This is a genomic window from Rhodanobacter thiooxydans, from assembly GCF_030291135.1.
GTDB lineage: Bacteria > Pseudomonadota > Gammaproteobacteria > Xanthomonadales > Rhodanobacteraceae > Rhodanobacter > Rhodanobacter thiooxydans_A.
In genome coordinates, this window is sequence record NZ_CP127409.1 from 1893972 (window position 1) to 1912935 (window position 18964).

An 18964-nucleotide genomic window follows, 5' to 3' on the forward strand; every position below is an offset into this window, starting at 1 on the left:
GAGTTCAAAGCGGCGGGAACGGGTGCCACTAACACCCGCCCCGCCTTCCACTACCAGACCGTAGGAGGTCTAGATCATGGCAACTGAAAGTGTAACTGCAGAACAACTTCCGCCCATCAAGTTCACCAAAAACGCTTGCGGTGTTGACGCGGTTAGATCATGCGAGAGGGCTACCGCCGCGCTAAACGGTGTAGAGGCCATCGCGTCCGTAATTAGCGCAAACGCGCATGACGACTACAAAGGTTTTTGGTCCGATGAACTCATCTACATGCTGCACGAAGGGGAGCAAGCACTCCTGTCCTTCGCGCGCCAAGAAATCCAGTTGATGTCACATGAATTATGGTTTGTGCATGCCCATGCTGGAGATTACGGGCCAGAAGCGCAGGCGCGCGCCAAGGCCGAACTGACGAAGCAAGGCCCCGGCGAAGATCCGCAGTCATGAGCGCGCAGATCATCCCCTTTCCAGTTGTGAGCCGTAGCCACTGGACGGCGTTCAATGATCACTGCTTCGCTCACTTATTGGCCGATGGAATGAACGCTAAGGATGCAGCGGCCCATATCGAGGCAGAGATAACGGACAAGCGCGAAAGCGAGTTGCTGCCGGAGAGGGATCGGCCGCTATTCCTGGCGCGTCGCGCACTCCGGCGGTTGCCGTTGAAACGTTCCTGACCCTTCACACCGCGCTAGCTGGCCCGGCTGGCGCGGTTCTTTTGCAGGGGCGTGAGGTGTGCGCGATGACTACCAAGCGGCAAAAAAATGCACCTGGGTTTCAAGCGAAGGCTGCCGCGCGTTTCGCATTGAGTGGTGAGGAAATGCTGAGCATGCTCGCCCGCGCATCCGAGCGGCGCGAGGCCCGCAACGGGTTTACTGAGGCTATGGAAGTCCTAGTGTCCACATTGCCGAAAGCCTTTGCAAAAACTGGCGGACCTACAGAAGAGGAAGTGCGTCACCGGATCATCGATGAAATTTATGGCCCTATGCTGGATGACCGCGACTTCACCGAATCAGCTATGAAGGAGGGGATGAAGGCGGCTTTCGACAGTGGTGCAAATATAGATATCGTTGAAGAGGCGGTGGCATATTGTGTTTTCGCGATCCGGGCTTACTTCATCGGGAATGACGCACTTTCATGGTCATACGCCTGTGACGCCAGGCACTGGAGCGCCATTGTTTTGACTATCATCAAGCGTGGTGAGATGCCAAAACCGGGCGTACTCCTTGCGCAGATTCGACACAGACAAACGCGTAAGGAATACGAAGCGATTGAGAGTTATTGGAAAGCAAACATCGCTCGCAGGCTTTCCGCGCAGAAAGCGGCCAACGAGATTTTGCTTGCCGGTGCATCCAGTTTAAGCCACAAAAAGATCGCGGAAATTGTTTCCGCCTTGCGCAGAGGGGAAACCTTCCGCTAAGCGGTATCTTTACGCTCACGGGTCGCAATGACCGGATACGTGCCATCAAATAGGCGTCGCCCATCCAAGGGCCGCCCGTAGCAACCCGCTACGGCGAAACCCGCACAAGGCGATGCCATGCAAACCCAAGCCGTACCCGCGCAGCTCCTGCGCTTGCCCGCTGTCATTCAGCGCACCGGGCTTTCTCGCTCGTCCATTTATCGCCATGAAGCCGAGGGAACGTTTCCCCGGCGCGTGAAGATCGGCGCAAGCGCCAGCGCATGGCTTGCGTCCGACATTGATCGCTGGATCACTGGCCGCGTTATCGCGTCGAGGGGGCAGCAATGACCGCCGCAACGACAAACACCCCCGCATACCGCCCATTCCTGGAAGCCTGCCGCGAGCACGGCATAAGCAAGACCGTCGCGTATGAGCTGGCAAACGCCGGCCTGGTCGAAACTTTTAAACTTGGCGCCAAACGCTACATTATCGTCGAGAGCCTGCGCACCCTGCCCGAGCGGCTGGGCAAGGCGGGTGAAGCTTGAACGTCGCGCATACGAAAACCCCCGACAACGGCGGCAACCGTTCCGGGGGCATGTCAAACACTTCGTACATCCATCCTATCGCCAACCACGCCGACCGTCTACTGGATCGGCTGGACGGCGTGCGCAAATCCGGCAAAGGCTGGATTGCCAAGTGCCCCGCACACACTGACCGTTCCGCGTCCCTGAGCATCGCGCAAGGCGATGATGGCCGCGTGCTGCTGCATTGCTTCGCGGGCTGCCTGGTGCATGACGTGCTGGGCGCTGTCGGCTTGTCCATCGCCGATCTGTTCCCGCAGCGGATCACCATGAACATGAGCACCGCAGAGCGCAACGCCCTGCGCGAATACGCCAAACAAGCGCAGTGGAAAGCGGCATTGAACGCCTTGCAGCTTGAAGTCGGCGTGGTGCACATCGCCGCCCGCACGCTCGCCGAGGGGCAAGCCCTGACCGATGACGACCTGAAGCGCGTAGGCGTGGCCTGCGACCGTATCCGCGACGCGCGGGAGGTGCTGACCCATGGCCGCTGAAAAGATTGCCGCAATCGAGGAATTGGCGGCGCGGGAATCTTGGTGCACTGGTGCAAACCCTGAGAATGCACCAACGCACCAAGACGAAAAACCGCCGCGTGAGGTGGTGGTGGTAGACGCTGCCGGCTTGCTATCGGCGAAGTTCCCGCCGCGCGACAAGCTGCTGAAGCCGTGGCTGACCACGCAATCGCTGGCGATGATCTACGCACCACGCGGCATCGGTAAAACGCACATGGCGCTGGGCGTGGCTTACGCGCTCGCGTCGGGGGGCGAGTTCCTGGGCTGGCAGGCAACGGCGCAAACCCCGGTGCTGTATCTGGACGGCGAGATGCCCGGCGCGGACCTGAAAGCCCGCGTTGCGACCGTCATCGCCAGCAATGACCAAGAAGCGGCGGCTGGATACCTGCGGTTTGTCACGCCCGACCTGCAAGAAGACGGCTTGATGCCGAACCTGTATCAACCGGAAGGCCGGGAAGCCATCAACGCGGCGATAGGGGCCGCTCGCGTGGTTATCGTGGACAACCTTAGCTGCCTGGTGCGCGGCGGCAAGGAGAACGAGGGAGAGAGCTGGCAGCCTGTGCAGGAGTGGGCGCTACAGATGCGCTCGCAAGGCCTTAGCGTGGTTTTCGTTCACCACGCCGGCAAGGGAGGCCAGCAACGCGGCACGTCCAAGCGCGAGGACGTACTGGATACCGTTATCGCACTCCGCAAGCCTGCCGATTACGAACCCGACCAAGGTGCACGGTTCGAGGTTCACTTCGAGAAAGCCCGCGCGCTGTACGGGCAAGACGTTTCGCCCTTCGAGGCTGCGCTTACCACGCTGCCGGACGGCACCCAGACATGGGCAACGCGCGCGGTATCCGATGCCAGCGAAGAACAAATGATCGAGCTGGCCGGGCTGGGCCTGACGATGCGCGAGATCGGCGGCGAGCTGGGCGTGAATCACTCGACCGTGGTACGCGCACTGAACAAGGCCAAAGACGCGGGCCGCTACACCCCGAAGCCAAAGCCGGCAAAAAAGCCCGCGACGCCGCGAGGTGACAGCTATGTCGACTGACCAGAACGGCGCTTGGTGCGCTGGTGCACCACTAGGGAACGCACCAACGCACCAAAGCCCTAGAACATCGCTCAAAGCCTTGGCAGACAACGCTTTGCAAGGAAATGACCGCGCACCAAAAGAGGCTGCGTCTGGTGCACGTTCGGCTGCCGCTTCTGGTGCATCTGGTGCCCTTGGTGCAAGCGGTGCGCTTGGTGCATCTGGTGCGGTGGAGTCGATGCAGCGTGACACCGACGACCGCCGCGCCGGACGCGTACCGGCTGGCGACACGGGGCGGATGTTGTGCAAAGGGTGCGGCCCGGTCTGGATTCACCCCGACATTGCGGCGGTGCTGCCTGTTGTGGGCGGCTGGCCGCGTGCGCTGGGCTGCCCGTGGTGTTTCGTTCGCAAGGCTGGCGGTCACGTACCGCGCCCATCCGTGACCTGTGAAGGCTGCCGACACTTCAGCCTGGGCACGATCAACCCTGATGCCGGCATGGGCACCTGTGGCGCTGGCAAGGGCAGCCATTACCCGGCGCAGCGGCACAAATGCGACACCTTCGAGCCGGCGAGGGACTGACCGATGACCCAAGCCTGGCGGGGCGAAACCGTAGCGGCGGACGGCCGCGAACTAACCGTGCGGGGACTGGATACCCCGGACGGCAATCCCCTGGAACCTGAGCCGGAGTTCCTGGCCTTTGCCGATGGCGCGGCATTCCGGCCGGAGGCGATGGCGGTTCATTCCTGCCTGACCGTGACGGCTTCCGGTAGTTGGAGCTATCACACCGACAAGCCGGCCGGCTCGCATATCCCCGTGACCGGCTCCGATTGGGTGCAGTCGGCTGCGCTGAGTTTCACCGGCACATCGCCGCATGACGTGAGGCCGCATCTGCTGGCGCTGGCTCGCTGGGAGCTGCCCGGAGCCATAGAGCCATGCCTGAGCTACGGACGGGCTTACCTGCGCGTCTGGTGCGACCGCAAGGGGCAACGGCCACGACCGGCCGTTATCGCGGCGGCAACCCTGGACGCGCTCGCGCTGGCGTTCTGGGGACGGCGTAGGCAGGGCATGCCGACGATCGAGGATCGCCGCGTGGAGCTGCGCGTGGACAAGGGGCGTTATGCCGACTACCGCGCGCTGATGGTGACGGTGTTCGAGCAGCGACTATCCGAAGCGGCGGGCCGGTACAGAACAATCAGCTATTACCGGGCTACCAAAACCGCCGATTACCGCGCAAATGGATTTGCGGGGAGTTCATGGTGGATCAAGGCGCATGCAATGGCGGGGCCGGTGCTGACGTTAATGCCGGCTATTCAACACCCGCAATCCGACATTATGAAAGATAGGCAGGACTTCACCGCCATGACTGCGCCAGCCTCGCGATCCCGTGCCGCGTAATGCACGGTATTCCTTCCCAGTAACCCGACAAGAGCGAGGCGGTTTGAGATGGCTACTCGACGGGCAATCCATGTTTCGCTCGCCATGCCGCGTGACCAAGCCGAAGCGTTGCCAGTATCGCAGTCAACACAGTCGACAGATGGAACAGCCATGGCTGCACGGTTCCTGGCGGCGACATCGTGAACGCTACCCACCACGACAAGCCGGCGAACAGTGCACGCCACCAGCAGCGCCGCAAGATTCTTGCCGCCAACGCGCCGTACTTGGCGTTGATCCCTATCGGCATCGTCACGTTCTATCCCCCTGTGTACCCATACGCCGGGGCAGTGTACTTCGCCAGTTGCATCATTTTCGGGTGCGCCATTTTCCAAGAGCTGCGGCGCTGGACCGGTAAGGCCGCCAAGCCTGTCAAAACCACTCCCTCTTAACCGCATTTTCTCCTGAGCCCATGAAGCTCTCCGCATTGGTCGGTTGTGTCGTCGCACGCCCGGCTTACCCCGTGGAAGGCTTCCCCTATTTTGGCGCACGAATGCTAACCCGTCCGCCGCATAGACCCGGCAAACCTTTGTCGCCACTAGCTTCAAGTTAGTTCTATCTGCTTTGTTCCCTATTCCGTACCCCCGCTGGCGCATTCGATGAGCGTGCCAACGCTCCACTGTGCCGACCCTCCCCAAGGAATCCCCCATGTCCATGAACGCACAACGTAATGCCGCCGCAGTAGCAGCACTGAAGAAGATCACCCCGCAGCAACTGGCGGGAATACAGCTTTTCGTCGAGCGCCAGCGCGTCCAGAAGCTCGCCAAGTCCACCACGACGAGTGTGCATGTGTGGGGCGGCGCGGCGACCGGCTGGCCAACCCCTTCCCAATTTCGCAAGACCCCATAAACCGAACGAGACAACGCCATGACCCCGAAACCGAACCTTACCGCCGTACCTTCGCCCGCCCAGCGCCTACGCGACGCCATTGCCCATCGCGACGCTGTAGCCGTCGAGATTAACGACAACCGCGCAAAGGCCGCGCTTCTCGATCCACTGATCCAAGAGCTTGCCGACGCCGACGCGGCCCTGAAAGACGTGCTCAAGACTGACGCCGATGCGCTGCATGACTGGGCACTCAATGGCGCTCAAGGGCCGTCGCCCTCCCCCGATACGCGCAGCCGAGACGCAGCCTCCCGCAAGGTCGCGGAGGCGAATGCGAAGTTGAACGCGTCGGGTATCGCACGAAATCAGTTTGACGTGGCCTATCACGAGATAGTCAGCCGCCACGAGGAGGCACAGCACGCGGTGCAGGCCGCAGAGCGAGCGGTAATCGGTGATGAGCTTCTGCGCAGCGGCACAAAGCAAAGGGCCGCCGCCAAGGCGTACCTAATGGCCGAATTCATGCACCAGCACGTCATGCAGGCGGCGCGACAAGTCGGCGGCCTGGATCACTACTTCGCCGAGTTGGAGGAAATCACCAAGCCCCTACTTGCGGCAGATGAAGCGGACATACGGCGCGAGGCCGCTGCAATCGCGGCTCAGCATCTGCAGGCGCTCTTGCATGGAGAGGATCACAACGGATAACGATCGCTTTGGGTCCCCGGCTCCGTGCGAATCGGAGCCGGTCTTTTTCATGCCGACAAATGAGCAATGAAAGCTCCCATAGCGGCCCACGCTGGAATCACACACATGATCGTCATACGAGGCAAGAACATCACCCTGCAGCCATTGGGCGTGCGGGAAATCAGCGAGACGCTGGAAAGCATGAAGAAACTCGGTGCCGGGCCCACAACGTCGGGCATGTACGGCCCTGATCTGCTGCCGCACTTTTTGAACGTGGTAACCGCCGCTGTCCGGCGCCAGGTGCCCGATGCGAGCGTGGATGAAGTAGCCGACGCCATCGACATCACCAACATTACCGAGATCCAGCTTGCGCTGATCGGCCATTCCGTGAGCAACACTCACAAGGGGCTGGGCCATGTCCAATGAAAACGAGATCGTCGTCCAGCTAACTGCTGAAACGGCGCAACTGCAGGCAGGCATGGAGGAAGGCGCTGCTACTGTCGCGAAAGCTACCGAGGAAATGCAGGCGACCATTGCCGAAGAGGCCGCTGCCTTCAATGCAGCCGTACAGCTGAAAGTCGATGCGATGGTGCGGCTCAATGCGGCCTTTGCTGGCGGCATCACCAGCACCGCAGGCATTGCCGAAGCAGAGGCGGCACTTGACCAAGCAATGGCCGCTGGCGCACTCACAGCTGCCGAATATGCCGGGTATGTCGGGACGCTGAACACGGCAGAGATTGACCTAGCCGCCAGCACCACGGCTGCCACGGTGGCGACTGAAGCCAACACTGTCGCGATGACGATCAACGGCGGTGTGGCTCGCGAGCTGGGCGTGATGATCGGCGAGCTGGCGCGCGGCAATTACACGCGTCTGGAAGGCTCCACGATCACACTGGCGAACCGCACCGGCGTGCTTTCGACCGTACTGCAGAGCCTAATGAGTCCGATTGGGCTGGCCACGGTCGCGGCAGCAGCATTGGGTTATGAGGTATTTGAGGCAGGCTCAGACTTCCGTGCCATGGAAGGCGCAGTGATCGCCACGGGGCAGGCCGCAGGATATACGGCCGGACAACTGGACGTCATGGCCAACAGTGTTGGCAAGTCTACCGGCGATGTTGGCGCGGCGGATGAGGCATTCCAGAAGCTTGCCGCTTCCGGTCGCTTCGCCGGGAACGACCTGCGACTGGTGGGCACCGCTGCCGCTGAAATGGCCGCCATGACCGGCCAGAGTGTTGGCTCGATCATCGCGCAGATTGAAAAGCTACAGGAAGACCCGCTAAAGGCGGTCGCCAAGCTAAATGACCAGTTCCATTTTCTGACGGTCGCCGAGTTCGAGCAAATGCAGCAATTGGTGGCCGGTGGAGATACGGCCGCTGCGGCAAGCATCGCCTACGCGGCGATGGCCGACAACATGGGGATCAAGACCGAACAGGTTCACCAGCACGTCAACGTTCTTATCAAAGCCTGGCGCGACCTGAAGAACGTCTGGAATGACACGATGCGTAGCGCAAACGTTGCGCTAGGCGGTGGCGACACGGCGGAACAGCTCGCGGAAGCGCAACGCATCCTGAAAAACATGCAGGAGCAGAATGCCGCCCTGCTACAGATACACAGTCATTCGGCCGGCCTTACCGCCGAGATGAACTTGCAGTCGGCCCGCGTGACTGAACTGACGGCAAAGCTTCGTGAACAGAGTGCGGCGGCTGGCGCCGTTGGCGCTTCGGCGCAGAAGAGCGCCGAGCAGATCGACGCGATGGCAAAAGCGTCCAAGAAGAAAGGCGGTGCCGGTCATGCCGACCACGAACAGGCGCAAGCCGACCGCGACGCCTTCAACGAGCAGCGCCTACAGCACAGCATGTCGCTGGCCGAGGAAAAAACGTACTGGCAGGCCAAGCTAGCGGCGGCGAAGGAAGGGACGGACGCCTACCGCCAAGCGGTGAACGAACTGCTGCAGATCCGTAGCAAGCAGGAGAGCGCCAGCAAGTCGGCGGCTCGGCAGGAGATCGCGGACGCCAAGCACGTCGCAGAGGAACAAAAGCGCGCCATCAGGGATGCTGAAACCGCCGAGGAAGAAGCGTCCAAGAAAGCAACGGCACTGAGCTTGGAAAGGCTCAAGGCATCGCACGATGAGGCAATCGGAGAGCTGGCGAACAAGCGTCAGGGCTATGAGCTGCAGTTTTCCGAAGGCGAGATCAATGCTGCGCAGTTACTACAGCCTGAGCAGCAACTAGCAGCGCAGAAGTTAGCCATAGACCAGCAGTACTCCCGCGACAAGCAAAAGCTCGACTTAGGAGATCAGGTAGCGATCACCAAGGATGGCGAGGCCATCGTCAAGGCGATGCAGCAGTATCAGGCGGAAATGACGGCATCGGAAAAGAATTTCCACAAGAACAGCGCCAAGGAGTGGCAGAGCTACGCCAAGCAAATCGAGGGCGCGATGCAGGGCGCCATCAACGGCATGCTGTTCCAGCACCAGACGTTGCGACAGGGCATTGCCAACATCTCACTGGTTATCGGCGAGGACTTCATCAAGGAAGCGGTAATGAAGCCGCTGGACGCGTGGATTTCCGGAGAGTCCGCGAAAACGGCCGCAGCCCTTGCCGGTGCAACACAGCGGCAAGTTATCGAGACTGGCGCGGCAGAAGTATCGAAAGCTGCGGACGCGGCTACCGGCAGAAGCCAGATCACCAGCGCGGCTGCAACTGCCGGCGCGAAGGCGTATCAGGCCATCGTCGGTATCCCCTTCGTCGGCCCGGTGCTGGCGCCCATTGCTGCGGGCGTCGCCTTCGCTGGCGTGGAAGCGTTCGGCAGCAAGATCTCCAGTGCCCAAGGCGGCTGGGAACGCGTCCCGATCGACGGCGCGATGACCGAGCTGCACAAGGACGAGATGGTGTTGCCGGCACATGTCGCCAACCCTATCCGCGATATGGCCAAGAAGGGTGGCGGCCAGCGAGGTGCGGACGGTGGCGGCAACAACTATCACTTTCACAGCTTCGATTCTCGCGGGATCGCGGATTACGCGCGTAGGCGTCCGGCCGATTTTGCAGCCGCCATGAAGCATGTTGCGCGACGAGGGCATTTGAAATGAGCGAGGCAGCAAGGCGGCCCACCGATGACCACTAGATCCATGCAACCGACACGTCGAGGCGTTCCCGCCGACTACGCGGGCACCGACCCATGTCTATGCAACGCGCGCACGAAGTCAGGCATGCCCTGTCGTGCGGTCGGGCTGGATAACGGTCGATGCAAGTGGCACGGAGGAAAGAGCACAGGCCCAGTGACGGAAGAAGGCCGAGAGGCGATCAGGCGCAGCAATGTCGAGCGTGCGCATCGGCGTCTGAGGAAGGGCTTGGAGGCATGGATCGCGCGTATGGGGATCGGAGATATGCCTAGGAAAGCCACCGAAAAGTGAGTTTCTAGAGCAGTACGTGCGCGCGCGAATGAGTCTGGGCGAAGTTGAGACCTGTTAACAAATGTCAAGGCCTCGCAAGCTGGACAAGGGGCGGGCCGGACTGATTCGGACGAGACCGACCGGGCGCTATAAATCAAATCCGTTCATCGCGGACGAAAGGGACAAGTGCGCAAGTGTCCCAGCGGGCAACCGCGAACAACACGCACAGGCGGCAGCGTAGATCACTCTACGGCGCGCGTGGTCGCTATTCTTCCCGGAAGGGGGAAGCATGCCGACCAATTCTGCGATTTATCTGTATCCACCACTGCTGCGATATGGCGCACTTGCTGGTGGCTGGGTGGAACGCATACGCATCCTTGCCGATGCCGAAAGGGTGCGGGCGCAAATCTTCCGTGTGGACGACGGCATCTTCGGCGGCAAAGATCCCTACGCGATCGCATGGGCTGAGGATTATGGCGCCGATCTTCTAATCGTAGACGCAGCAGGGAATCCGCTGACGGACATTCTGCGCATGCTGATCCGCCAGACAATTGCAACGGCGATGCGCGCCGATGCGAGCCACAAAGAAATGGCCGGCATTCTGCGCAGTATGTATGCCTTCAGTCCCAACGCAGCACAAATAATCGCCACAACTGAGATAGGGCTAGCGAATGGTTACGGCGGGCTCGCTGGAGCAATTGCCGTGGGCGCCAAGGCAAAACGCTGGCTCGTGTCCAATGATCCAGGCGTGTGCGATGGCTGCAGCGCGAATGCCGCACAAGGATGGATCAGCATCGACACGCCCTACGCGTCGGGCGCACTGGCGCCTCTCGATCATGCTGGATGCCGCTGTGATGCGGCCTATCGCAGAAAACTACCGTAGGCTACCTGCTGACCAGCAAGCTGCTGGCAGCGTTTCTAAATTAGACGGCAAATAGATAGCCGAGCCGTCGCGCAGTGCGAGCACCAGCCATTGCGGCCAGCGGGGAACCTTGAAGGGAACAAAAATACACGGCCACAAAAAAACCCCATATTTCAGGGGTTTAGATGCTTTTATGGCGGAGAGAGTGGGATTCGAACCCACGGTAGTGTTACCACTACGGCAGTTTTCAAGACTGCTGCCTTAAACCGCTCGGCCATCTCTCCATAAACTCGTTGTCTGCAGCAAGGTGCGCGTTGCGCGCCACTACGGCAGTTTTGTTCCGGGCATCCTGCCCTCCACCCCTTCGGGGCCAGCGGCTGCGCCGCTGTCCGCTTCGGCATCCTGCCTTCGCGTCAAGACTGCTACCTTAAACCGCTCGGCCATCTCTCCATAAGTTCTCGGCGGCAGAGTCTATCAGGGACTCTGCGGCGGGCGACCGTTGCCACCCTTCTTTGACAACGCCACCAGGCATCCCACCAGGATCGCCACCGGGATCAGCGCACCGAGCAGCGGGAACAGCAGTACCGGCTCGCGTATCACCATCGGCACCAGCTGGGTGGCGCTGGCGAAGGCGATGATGCACAGGCGCCAACGGCGGTTGTGGCGGGCGAACCAGAAGCTGCCGATGACCAGCAGCAGCGCGATGATCGACAGCGCCAGGTCGATCTTCGGCATCTGCCACACGCCATCGAAGCCGAGGCGGGTGCCGATCACCGAGGCCAGCACCGCGAGCAGGAAGTAGCTGGTGTAGAACTCGACCTTGTCCCACCGGCCGCCGGGCACCGCCAGGGTGTTCATGCGATGCGGTCCAGGCCAGCCATGTACGGGCGCAGTGCGGCGGGCACGGTGATCGAGCCGTCGGCGTTCTGGTTGTTTTCCATCACCGCGATCAGGGTGCGGCCGATGGCGAGGCCGGAACCGTTGAGCGTGTGCACCAGTTCGGGCTTGCCGCTGTCGGCGTTGCGCACGCGGGCCTGCAGGCGGCGCGCCTGGAAGTCTTCGCAGTTGGAACAGCTGGAGATTTCGCGGTAGGTCTGCTGGCTGGGCAGCCACACTTCGAGGTCGTAAGTCTTGACCGCGGTGAAGCCCATATCGCCGCTGCACAACAGCATCTTGCGGTACGGCAGGCCGAGTTTCTGCAGCACTTTCTCGGCGTGGCCGACCATCTCTTCCAGTTGCGCGTGCGACTGGTCGGCGCGGGCGATCTGCACCATCTCGACCTTCTCGAACTGGTGCTGGCGGATCATGCCGCGGGTGTCGCGGCCGTAGCTGCCGGCCTCGGCGCGGAAGCATAGGGTGTGCGCGGTCATGCGCAGCGGCAGCGCGTCGGCGTCCTGGATGGTGTCGCGTACCAGGTTGGTCAGCGAGACTTCGGCGGTGGGGATCAGGTAGCGCTTCGTTTCGCCGACTTCGGTGGCGAACAGGTCGTCCTCGAACTTCGGCAGCTGGCCGGTGCCCTGCATGCTGTCCGCGTTGACGATCACCGGCACGTTGCATTCGAGGTAGCCGTGCTCGCCGGTGTGCAGGTCGAGCATGAACTGGCCGAGCGCGCGGTGCAGGTGGGCGAGCTGGCCGCGCAGCACGGTGAAGCGTGCGCCGGACAGCTTGGCGCCGGCGTCGCCGTCGAGCCAGCCGTGGCGCTCGCCCAGTTCGACGTGGTCCTTCACCGTGAAATCGAACTCGCGCGGCGCGCCCCAGCGGGCGACTTCGAGGTTGTCGTGCTCGTCCTTGCCGATCGGCACGGAGGCGTGCGGGATGTTCGGAATGCCCAGCGCGATCTCAGCCAGCTTCGCCTGCACCTCGGCCAGCGCCTGTTCGTTGGCCTTGAGCTTGTCGCCGATGCCGGCGACTTCGGCCATCAACGCTGCCGTGTCCTCGCCCTTGGCCTTGGCCTGGCCGATCGCCTTGGAGCGGGTGTTGCGCAGGTTCTGCAGTTCCTGCGTTTCCATCGCCAGTTGCTTGCGGCTGTTCTCCAGCGACTCGACGACGCTCACGTCCAGCTTATAGCCACGGGTTTCGGCGAGGCGCGCGGCGGTTTCGGCGAGGCGCGAACGCAGCAGGGCGGGATCGAGCATGATCAAAGTCCAGGTGAAGGCTTGAACCGCGAATTATCGCTGGGGGGTGGTAGTGGCTGCAATGTGAGTTCAGGTGGCGTGAGGGGCTTCACCCCTCCCCGGCCCTCCCCTGCTGCACGCAGGGGAGGGAGCAAAGCGGCTCCGTAACAAGTCGGCAGAAGCCGGTTAGCTGGCCAGCTTGCGTTCGCTGCGGCCCAGCCACCAGGCCATCGCGGCGCCGGCGAGCAGCCAGCCGACGAGCTGCTCGACCAGTGCCGCCAGCGTGAAGTCGAGCGGGAAGCGATACCAGTTCCAGTACGGCACCATCGTGCACAGCCAGGTGAACAGCGCCGCTGCAGCGGCAAGTGCCACGCGCCGCCGGAAACCCAGTCCGGCCAGCCCCAGCACGAAGGCGAGGGCCAGTGCGGCGAGTGTGTCGGACGCCCACTGCCGGCCGATCTGCGGACCCATCTGCATCATGTCCTCGCCTTGCGGCAGGTAGACCACGAAGGCGTACGGCGACGTCACCGCCTTTTCCGAGTACGCCTTGAGTACCGCCTTGTCACCCATCTGCTTCGGATCCAGCGACGGCAGGATGTAGACGCCGGGCTGGGTGCCGAGCCCTTCATGCAGGCTGCTCAACACGGCGTTTTCGTTGGCCGGCAGGCGGATGCCGGTATCGCCCAGCCCCAGCGCCATGTGCGCCGCCACGCCCCACACGAACATCACGATGCCGCCGATCAGACCCGCCACGAGTATGCGCATAACTCTCCCTCCCCGCTTGATGCGGCAAATCTATGTCGGGTATCGCGGCAACGGCAAGGATGCTTGCAGCATGCGGGAATTATCTGCCGCGGGCTTTCTCGCGGGCGGCGCGCAGGGCCAGCAGCTTTTCGCGCAGCTGCAGTTCCAGGCCGCGCTCGACCGGCTCGTAGAACACGCTGCCGACCAGCTCATCGGGCAGGCATTGCTGGTCCAGCGCGATGCCGCCTTCGGCGTCGTGGTCGTACTGGTAGCCCTTGCCGTAGCCGAGGCCTTTCATCAGCTTGGTTGGCGCGTTGCGCAGGTGCATCGGCACTTCCAGCGTGCCGCCCTGGCGCACCGCGGCGCGGGCCCTGTTGTAGGCCATGTAGGCGGCGTTGCTCTTGGGCGCGATGGCCAGCCAGATCGCCAGCTGGGCCAGGCCGAGTTCGCCTTCGGGGCTGCCCAGGCGCTCGTAGGTATCCCACGCGTCCAGCGCCATGCGCCAGGCGCGCGGCTCGGCCAGGCCAACGTCTTCCACCGCCATGCGGGTCATGCGGCGGGCCAGGTACAGCGGGTCGACGCCACCGTCGAGCATGCGGCACAGCCAGTACACCGCGGCGTCGGGGTCGGACGAACGCACGGATTTGTGCAGCGCCGAGATCTGGTCGTAGAACTGCTCGCCCTGCTTGTCGAAGCGACGGGTGCGGTCGGCCAACACCTGGGCCAGGGTGGCTTCGTCGATGGTGCGGTCGTCGGCCAGCTCGGCGGCGATTTCCAGCAGGGTCAGCGCGCGGCGCACGTCGCCGTCGGCGGCCTGGGCGATCGAGTCGAGCGATTCGTCGGACACCTGCAGCTGCAATTCGCCCAGGCCGCGCTCGCTGTCGACCAGCGCGCGCTTCAGCGCGGCGATGATGTCGTCGGTCGAGACCGGTTCCAGCACGTGCACGCGGCAGCGCGAGAGCAGCGCGGAGTTCAGTTCGAACGAGGGGTTCTCGGTGGTAGCGCCGATGAAGATGATCACGCCGCGTTCGATGTGCGGCAGGAACGCATCCTGCTGGGTCTTGTTGAAGCGGTGCACCTCGTCGACAAACAGCACGGTGCGTCGACCCTGGGCGAAGTTCACCTCGGCCTCGGCCAGCGCCTTGCGCACGTCCGGCAGGCCGGACAGCACGGCGGAGATCGCGCGGAAATCCGCATCGGCGTAACGCGCCACCAGCAGCGCCAGGGTGGTCTTGCCGCAGCCGGGCGGCCCCCACAGCACCATCGAGTGGATCTTGCCGGCCTCCAGCGCGCGGCGCAGCGCCTTGTCCGGGCCGACCAGGCGCTGCTGGCCGACGATTTCGTCGAGGCTGCGCGGGCGCATGCGCTCGGCCAGCGGCTTGAGCGCGTCGGGTTCGGCGAACAGGCCGGCGCCGGGTGTGGGAACGGGACGGGGCATGCCCACATGATACGTCATGCCGCCGCTGCCCCATGGCGTGGCAGGCGAGCTATCCGGACAGGCGCTGGCGCATGCCTGGTCGGCGACGACGGCCGCGAGCCGCGCGATGGTCACACCTCGTCGGGGCGAATTCCCGCCGTTATCGTGTATTGGCGGTAGATGCCGTAGCCCACGCCGCACAGGCCGGTGAGCGTGGCCGGAATCAGCAGGGTGCGCTCGCCCAGCTGGCGGAACAGCACCGCGCCCACCCCGCTGCCGAAGGTGAAGCTGCCGATCACCAGCAGGCAGACGCGGATGCGCAAGGTGTCCACCTCCAGGCCGCGCAGGCGCTGACCGACATAGATGCCCAGGTCGGTGAACATGCCCGAGACATGGGTGGTGCGGAACACCATGCCGCTGTAGGTGCTGGCCATGCCGTTCTGCAACCCGGCCGCCATCGCGGCCAGGTCCAGGCCGTACGAGCTGCCCTGGTCCAGCAGCGGCACCGCGGCGAACAGCAGCAGCGACTCCAGCGCCAGCGCCACGCCGTAGCGCCGGCCGAGCTTCAGCGTGTTCTGCTGCACGATCAGGCCGCTGAGCACCGCGCCGACCAGGAAGGCACCGAGCGACAGCAGCCAGTGCCACGCCTCGCCGCCATCGCCGGTGCCCACCGCGATACCGAGCAGACTGGTGGAGCCGGTGAGGTTGGTGATCGACTGGTGGCGAAAACCCATGTAGCCGGCGGCGTTGACCATGCCGGCGATGAAGGCGAGTATGCCGCCGCCGATCCACGCCCAGCGCGGCAGCCTGCGCAGCACGGTCATGGCGGCATCAGTCCTTCAGCGGCTGCACGTCGATGACCGGCGCGTCGCCGATCACGTCGGCGCCCTTCGGCGGCACGAAGTTGAAGGTGGCCGGCGGAACCGGCGCGTTGCGCCGCCAGTCGGAGAAACGGATCTCGGTGGTGGAGCCGAGCTGGTCGCGGAACGTCATGCGGGCCAGGCCGTTGGCGTCAAAGCCGAGGTCGGCGTGGTCGAACTGCGGGTCCTTGCCGGTGGAACTGAGCCGCAGCCAGAGCAGGCCGTCGTGCTCGCCCTGCTCGACCACCTTGAAATCCTTGTCCATCTGCTTGAGGTCGGTCAGCACGGTGAGCGGGCTGTGCGCCTCCTCGCTCGACTGGATGCGCACGGTGACCTGCTCTAGCTCCGGGTCGTACAGCCACACGCGGCTGCCGTCGGCCACGATGGTCTGCTTGTACGGCGCCAGCGTGTCCCAGCGGAACTGGCGCGGCGCCTGCAGCGCCAGCGTGCCGGAACTGGTCTTGCTGGCATGGCCATTGACGTCGGTGAGGGTCTGGCTGAAGTGGCCGGTCAGCGAATGCAGGCCGTTGGCGAAGGCGTCCAGCCGCGCACGCGCCGGGCCGGTGGCCGCCTGCGCCACGGTGCCCAGCGACAGCGCCAGCATGATGGCGGGCAGGACAAGCATGAAGCGTTTCATCGGATTCCCGGAAGGTGAAGATGACGGTGAATTGTGGAGCGTATCGGCTTAATGGATCTGTAGGGCGGGCACTGCTCGCCGCTTTTACCCCATCCGCTTTTACCCCATCGGAGAGGAGAGCAGAAGCCGACGGGCGATGCCCGCCCTGCCAAAGGCTCAATTCTTCGGCGGCGGCGGCGCCAGCACCTCGCGGTTGCCGTTGTGCTGGGGCGCGCTGACCACGCCATCCAGCTCCATCTGTTCGACCAGCCGCGCGGCGCGGTTGTAGCCGATGCGCAGGTGCCGCTGCACGCCGGAGATCGAGGCGCGACGGGTCTGCGTGACGACCGCCACGGCCTTGTCGTACAGCTGCGTATCCGCGTCGCCGCCCTCTTCGCCTTCCTGCGGCAGGCCCGAGTCGTTGATGAACTTGCCGTCGCTGGTGGCCTGGACTTCCTCCAGCACGCCCTCGATGTAGTTCGGCGCACCCTGCGATTTCAGCCAGGCCACCACATGGTGCACCTCGTGGTCGTCGACGAAGGCGCCGTGCACGCGTTCCGGCGTGGCGGTGCCCGGCGGCAGGTACAGCATGTCGCCGTAGCCGAGCAGCGTCTCCGCCCCGGACTGATCAAGAATCGTGCGCGAGTCGATCTTGCTGGACACCTGGAACGCGATGCGGGTGGGAATGTTCGCCTTGATCAGGCCGGTGATCACGTCCACCGACGGGCGCTGGGTCGCCAGGATCAGGTGCACGCCGGCAGCGCGCGCCTTCTGCGCCAGGCGGGCAATGAGTTCTTCCACCTTCTTGCCGACGATCATCATCATGTCGGCGAATTCGTCGATGAACACCACGATGTACGGCAGCGGTTCCAGCGGCTCGGCGGCGAGGTTCGGCATCTCCGGATTCGGCCGGAACAGCGGGTCCAGCAGCGGCTGGCCGGCGTTCTCGGCGTCCTTCACCTTCTTGTTGAAGCCGGCCAGGTTGCGCACGCCCACCGCAGCCATCAGCTTGTAGCGGCGTTCCATCTCGGCCACGCACCAGCGCAGTGCGTTGGCGGCTTCCTTCATGTCGGTAACCACCGGCGCCAGCAGGTGCGGGATGCCCTCGTACACCGAGAGCTCCAGCATCTTCGGGTCGATCATGATCATCCGCACGTCTTTCGGGCTGGCCTTGTACAGCAGGCTCAGCACCATCGCGTTGACCGCCACCGACTTGCCCGAACCGGTGGTGCCGGCCACCAGCAGATGCGGCATCTTGCCGAGGTCGACCACGACGGGTTTGCCGCCGATGTCTTTGCCCAGCGCCAGCGCCAGCGGCGATTTCTGCTGGTCGTACTTGTCCGAACGCAGGATCTCGGAGAGATACACGATCTGCTTGTGGGTGTTGGGGATCTCCAGGCCGATCACGTTCTTGCCGGGGATCACATCGACCACGCGCACGCTGACCACCGACAGGCCGCGCGCAATGTCCTTGTCCAGGCTGGACACCTGCGAACCGCGGATGCCCGGCGCCGGCTCCATCTCGAAGCGGGTGATCACCGGGCCCGGATAGGCGCCGACCACCTTCACGTCGATCTTGAAGTCCTTCAGCTTGAACTCGACCTGGCGCGAGAGCACCTCGAGGGTTTCCTCGGAATAACCCGGACCCTGCGGCGGTGCCTCGTCCAGCAGCGACAACGGCGGCAGTTCGCCCGGCGCGGCTGCGCCGACGAACAGCGGAATCTGCGTTTCGAGCTTCGCGCGTTCGCTCTTGGTCACCGGCGCCGGCGGCGCCTCGATGCGCACCGGCTCGCGCTTGGCCTGGCGCACCGCGTCGGCTTTCTTCACCACTTCGCGCTCGGTACGCGCCTGCCGCGCGGCCAGTGCCTGCGGCGCCTCGCGCAGCTTGCCCTTGAGCCAGTCGACCAGCTTCAGCACGCCATGCCCGGTCCAGTCCATCACCTTGAACCAGGACAGGCCGGTGGCCAGGGTCACCGCGATCAGGAACAGCGCCAGCAACAGCAGCGGCGCGCCCTTGGCGCCGAACGCGCTGAGCAGAGCGTCGCCGACCCACACGCCGATGATGCCGCCCACGCCCTGCGGCAGCACCGGCTCGTCGTGGAAATTGAGGTACAGCAGCGCCGGGCCGGTGATGAAGAAAAACACGAAGCCGACCAGCCGCAACGCCGGTTCCCACGGATGCACCACCTGCTCGCCGCGCTGGCGCAGCACCTGCACGCCCAGCAACAGCAGCAACAGCGGGAAACAGTAGGCGACCAGGCCGAAGATCCAGCGCAGCAGGTCGGCGATGTAGGCACCCACGGTGCCGCCGAAATTGCGCGCGTGTTCCAGCTGGCCGGCGTTGGTCCAGCTGGGGTCGTGCGGGTTGTAGCTGAACAGGCACACCAGCAGGTACAGCGCCAGCGGCAGCAGCAGCAGGGCCCCGGCTTCGCGCAGCCGGCGCTTCAGCTCCTCGCTGAGGCCTTGTTTCGGTGATTGTCTGACATTCGTGCTGCGCGCCACGCCTGGTATTCCTTTCCTGCC

23 protein-coding genes and 1 tRNA gene are annotated in these 18964 nt (G+C 63.6%); 16 read left to right on the plus strand and 8 right to left on the minus strand.

Annotated elements, in window-relative coordinates:
- The first annotated feature begins 76 nt into the window (after positions 1-76).
- The 16 genes from QQA13_RS08555 (at position 77) to QQA13_RS08625 (ending at position 10711) form a co-directional block, all read left to right on the plus strand.
- Positions 77-442 (plus strand): hypothetical protein, encoded by a 366-nt coding sequence (locus tag QQA13_RS08555; protein WP_159082223.1) that lies wholly within the window; start codon positions 77-79, stop codon positions 440-442.
- Complete coding sequence (locus QQA13_RS08560) at positions 439-669, plus strand: hypothetical protein (protein ID WP_108472906.1); 231 nt, start codon at positions 439-441, stop codon at positions 667-669. The genes QQA13_RS08555 and QQA13_RS08560 overlap by 4 nt, the downstream gene beginning before the upstream one ends.
- Positions 670-734: 65 nt before the next feature.
- Entirely contained in the window at positions 735-1412 is a 678-nt protein-coding gene (locus QQA13_RS08565) for a hypothetical protein (protein ID WP_159082224.1), read from the plus strand.
- Positions 1413-1529: 117 nt separating this feature from the next.
- Entirely contained in the window at positions 1530-1739 is a 210-nt protein-coding gene (locus QQA13_RS08570) for a helix-turn-helix transcriptional regulator (protein WP_108472908.1), read from the plus strand.
- Positions 1736-1936, plus strand: coding sequence for a hypothetical protein (locus QQA13_RS08575; RefSeq protein ID WP_108472909.1), 201 nt, complete (start codon positions 1736-1738; stop codon positions 1934-1936). Before QQA13_RS08570 ends, QQA13_RS08575 begins: the two co-directional genes overlap by 4 nt.
- A complete protein-coding gene (locus QQA13_RS08580; protein WP_199909881.1) occupies positions 1933-2463 on the plus strand; it encodes a hypothetical protein in 531 nt (176 codons plus the stop codon). Before QQA13_RS08575 ends, QQA13_RS08580 begins: the two co-directional genes overlap by 4 nt.
- Positions 2453-3520, plus strand: a complete 1068-nt coding sequence (locus QQA13_RS08585; protein WP_108472910.1) for an AAA family ATPase — start codon at positions 2453-2455, stop codon at positions 3518-3520. Before QQA13_RS08580 ends, QQA13_RS08585 begins: the two co-directional genes overlap by 11 nt.
- Before the next feature lie 217 nt (positions 3521-3737).
- Positions 3738-4079 (plus strand): hypothetical protein, encoded by a 342-nt coding sequence (locus tag QQA13_RS08590; protein ID WP_159082225.1) that lies wholly within the window; start codon positions 3738-3740, stop codon positions 4077-4079.
- A gap of 3 nt (positions 4080-4082) precedes the next feature.
- Positions 4083-4895 carry a hypothetical protein gene (locus QQA13_RS08595; RefSeq protein WP_108472912.1) on the plus strand — a complete coding sequence of 271 codons (813 nt, stop codon included), beginning with the start codon at positions 4083-4085 and terminating at the stop codon, positions 4893-4895.
- Between the two features lie 179 nt (positions 4896-5074).
- Positions 5075-5323 (plus strand): hypothetical protein, encoded by a 249-nt coding sequence (locus tag QQA13_RS08600; RefSeq protein ID WP_108472913.1) that lies wholly within the window; start codon positions 5075-5077, stop codon positions 5321-5323.
- 256 nt (positions 5324-5579) lie between these two features.
- Positions 5580-5780, plus strand: a complete 201-nt coding sequence (locus QQA13_RS08605; protein ID WP_159082226.1) for a hypothetical protein — start codon at positions 5580-5582, stop codon at positions 5778-5780.
- Positions 5781-5798: 18 nt separating this feature from the next.
- Entirely contained in the window at positions 5799-6458 is a 660-nt protein-coding gene (locus QQA13_RS08610; protein ID WP_108472914.1) for a hypothetical protein, read from the plus strand.
- A 105-nt stretch (positions 6459-6563) separates the two neighbouring features.
- Positions 6564-6863, plus strand: a complete 300-nt coding sequence (locus QQA13_RS08615) for a hypothetical protein (protein WP_159082227.1) — start codon at positions 6564-6566, stop codon at positions 6861-6863.
- Complete coding sequence (locus QQA13_RS08620) at positions 6853-9525, plus strand: phage tail length tape measure family protein (protein WP_108472916.1); 2673 nt, start codon at positions 6853-6855, stop codon at positions 9523-9525. Before QQA13_RS08615 ends, QQA13_RS08620 begins: the two co-directional genes overlap by 11 nt.
- Positions 9526-9645: 120 nt before the next feature.
- Positions 9646-9849 carry an HGGxSTG domain-containing protein gene (locus tag QQA13_RS16205; protein WP_428998014.1) on the plus strand — a complete coding sequence of 68 codons (204 nt, stop codon included), beginning with the start codon at positions 9646-9648 and terminating at the stop codon, positions 9847-9849.
- Between the two features lie 268 nt (positions 9850-10117).
- A complete protein-coding gene (locus QQA13_RS08625; protein ID WP_159082228.1) occupies positions 10118-10711 on the plus strand; it encodes a hypothetical protein in 594 nt (197 codons plus the stop codon).
- Positions 10712-10884: 173 nt separating this feature from the next.
- Here the strand turns inward: QQA13_RS08625 and QQA13_RS08630 are convergent.
- The 8 genes from QQA13_RS08630 to QQA13_RS08665 all read right to left on the minus strand — a co-directional run bounded on the left by QQA13_RS08630 (position 10885) and on the right by QQA13_RS08665 (position 18943).
- Positions 10885-10974 (minus strand) — tRNA-Ser (locus tag QQA13_RS08630).
- A gap of 190 nt (positions 10975-11164) precedes the next feature.
- A complete protein-coding gene (locus QQA13_RS08635) occupies positions 11165-11548 on the minus strand; it encodes an LrgA (protein ID WP_108472918.1) in 384 nt (127 codons plus the stop codon).
- Positions 11545-12825, minus strand: coding sequence for a serine--tRNA ligase (gene serS / locus QQA13_RS08640; RefSeq protein ID WP_108472919.1), 1281 nt, complete (start codon positions 12823-12825; stop codon positions 11545-11547). Before serS ends, QQA13_RS08635 begins: the two co-directional genes overlap by 4 nt.
- Before the next feature lie 165 nt (positions 12826-12990).
- A complete protein-coding gene (locus QQA13_RS08645; protein WP_108472920.1) occupies positions 12991-13569 on the minus strand; it encodes a hypothetical protein in 579 nt (192 codons plus the stop codon).
- A gap of 79 nt (positions 13570-13648) precedes the next feature.
- Positions 13649-14986, minus strand: coding sequence for a replication-associated recombination protein A (locus QQA13_RS08650; RefSeq protein ID WP_108472921.1), 1338 nt, complete (start codon positions 14984-14986; stop codon positions 13649-13651).
- Positions 14987-15096: 110 nt separating this feature from the next.
- Positions 15097-15789: a YoaK family protein gene (locus QQA13_RS08655; protein ID WP_108472922.1), complete on the minus strand. Its 693-nt coding sequence runs from the start codon at positions 15787-15789 to the stop codon at positions 15097-15099.
- 7 nt (positions 15790-15796) lie between these two features.
- Positions 15797-16462 carry an outer membrane lipoprotein chaperone LolA gene (gene lolA, locus QQA13_RS08660; protein ID WP_108472923.1) on the minus strand — a complete coding sequence of 222 codons (666 nt, stop codon included), beginning with the start codon at positions 16460-16462 and terminating at the stop codon, positions 15797-15799.
- A 156-nt stretch (positions 16463-16618) separates the two neighbouring features.
- Positions 16619-18943 carry a DNA translocase FtsK gene (locus QQA13_RS08665; protein ID WP_108472924.1) on the minus strand — a complete coding sequence of 775 codons (2325 nt, stop codon included), beginning with the start codon at positions 18941-18943 and terminating at the stop codon, positions 16619-16621.
- Positions 18944-18964 lie beyond the last annotated feature (21 nt).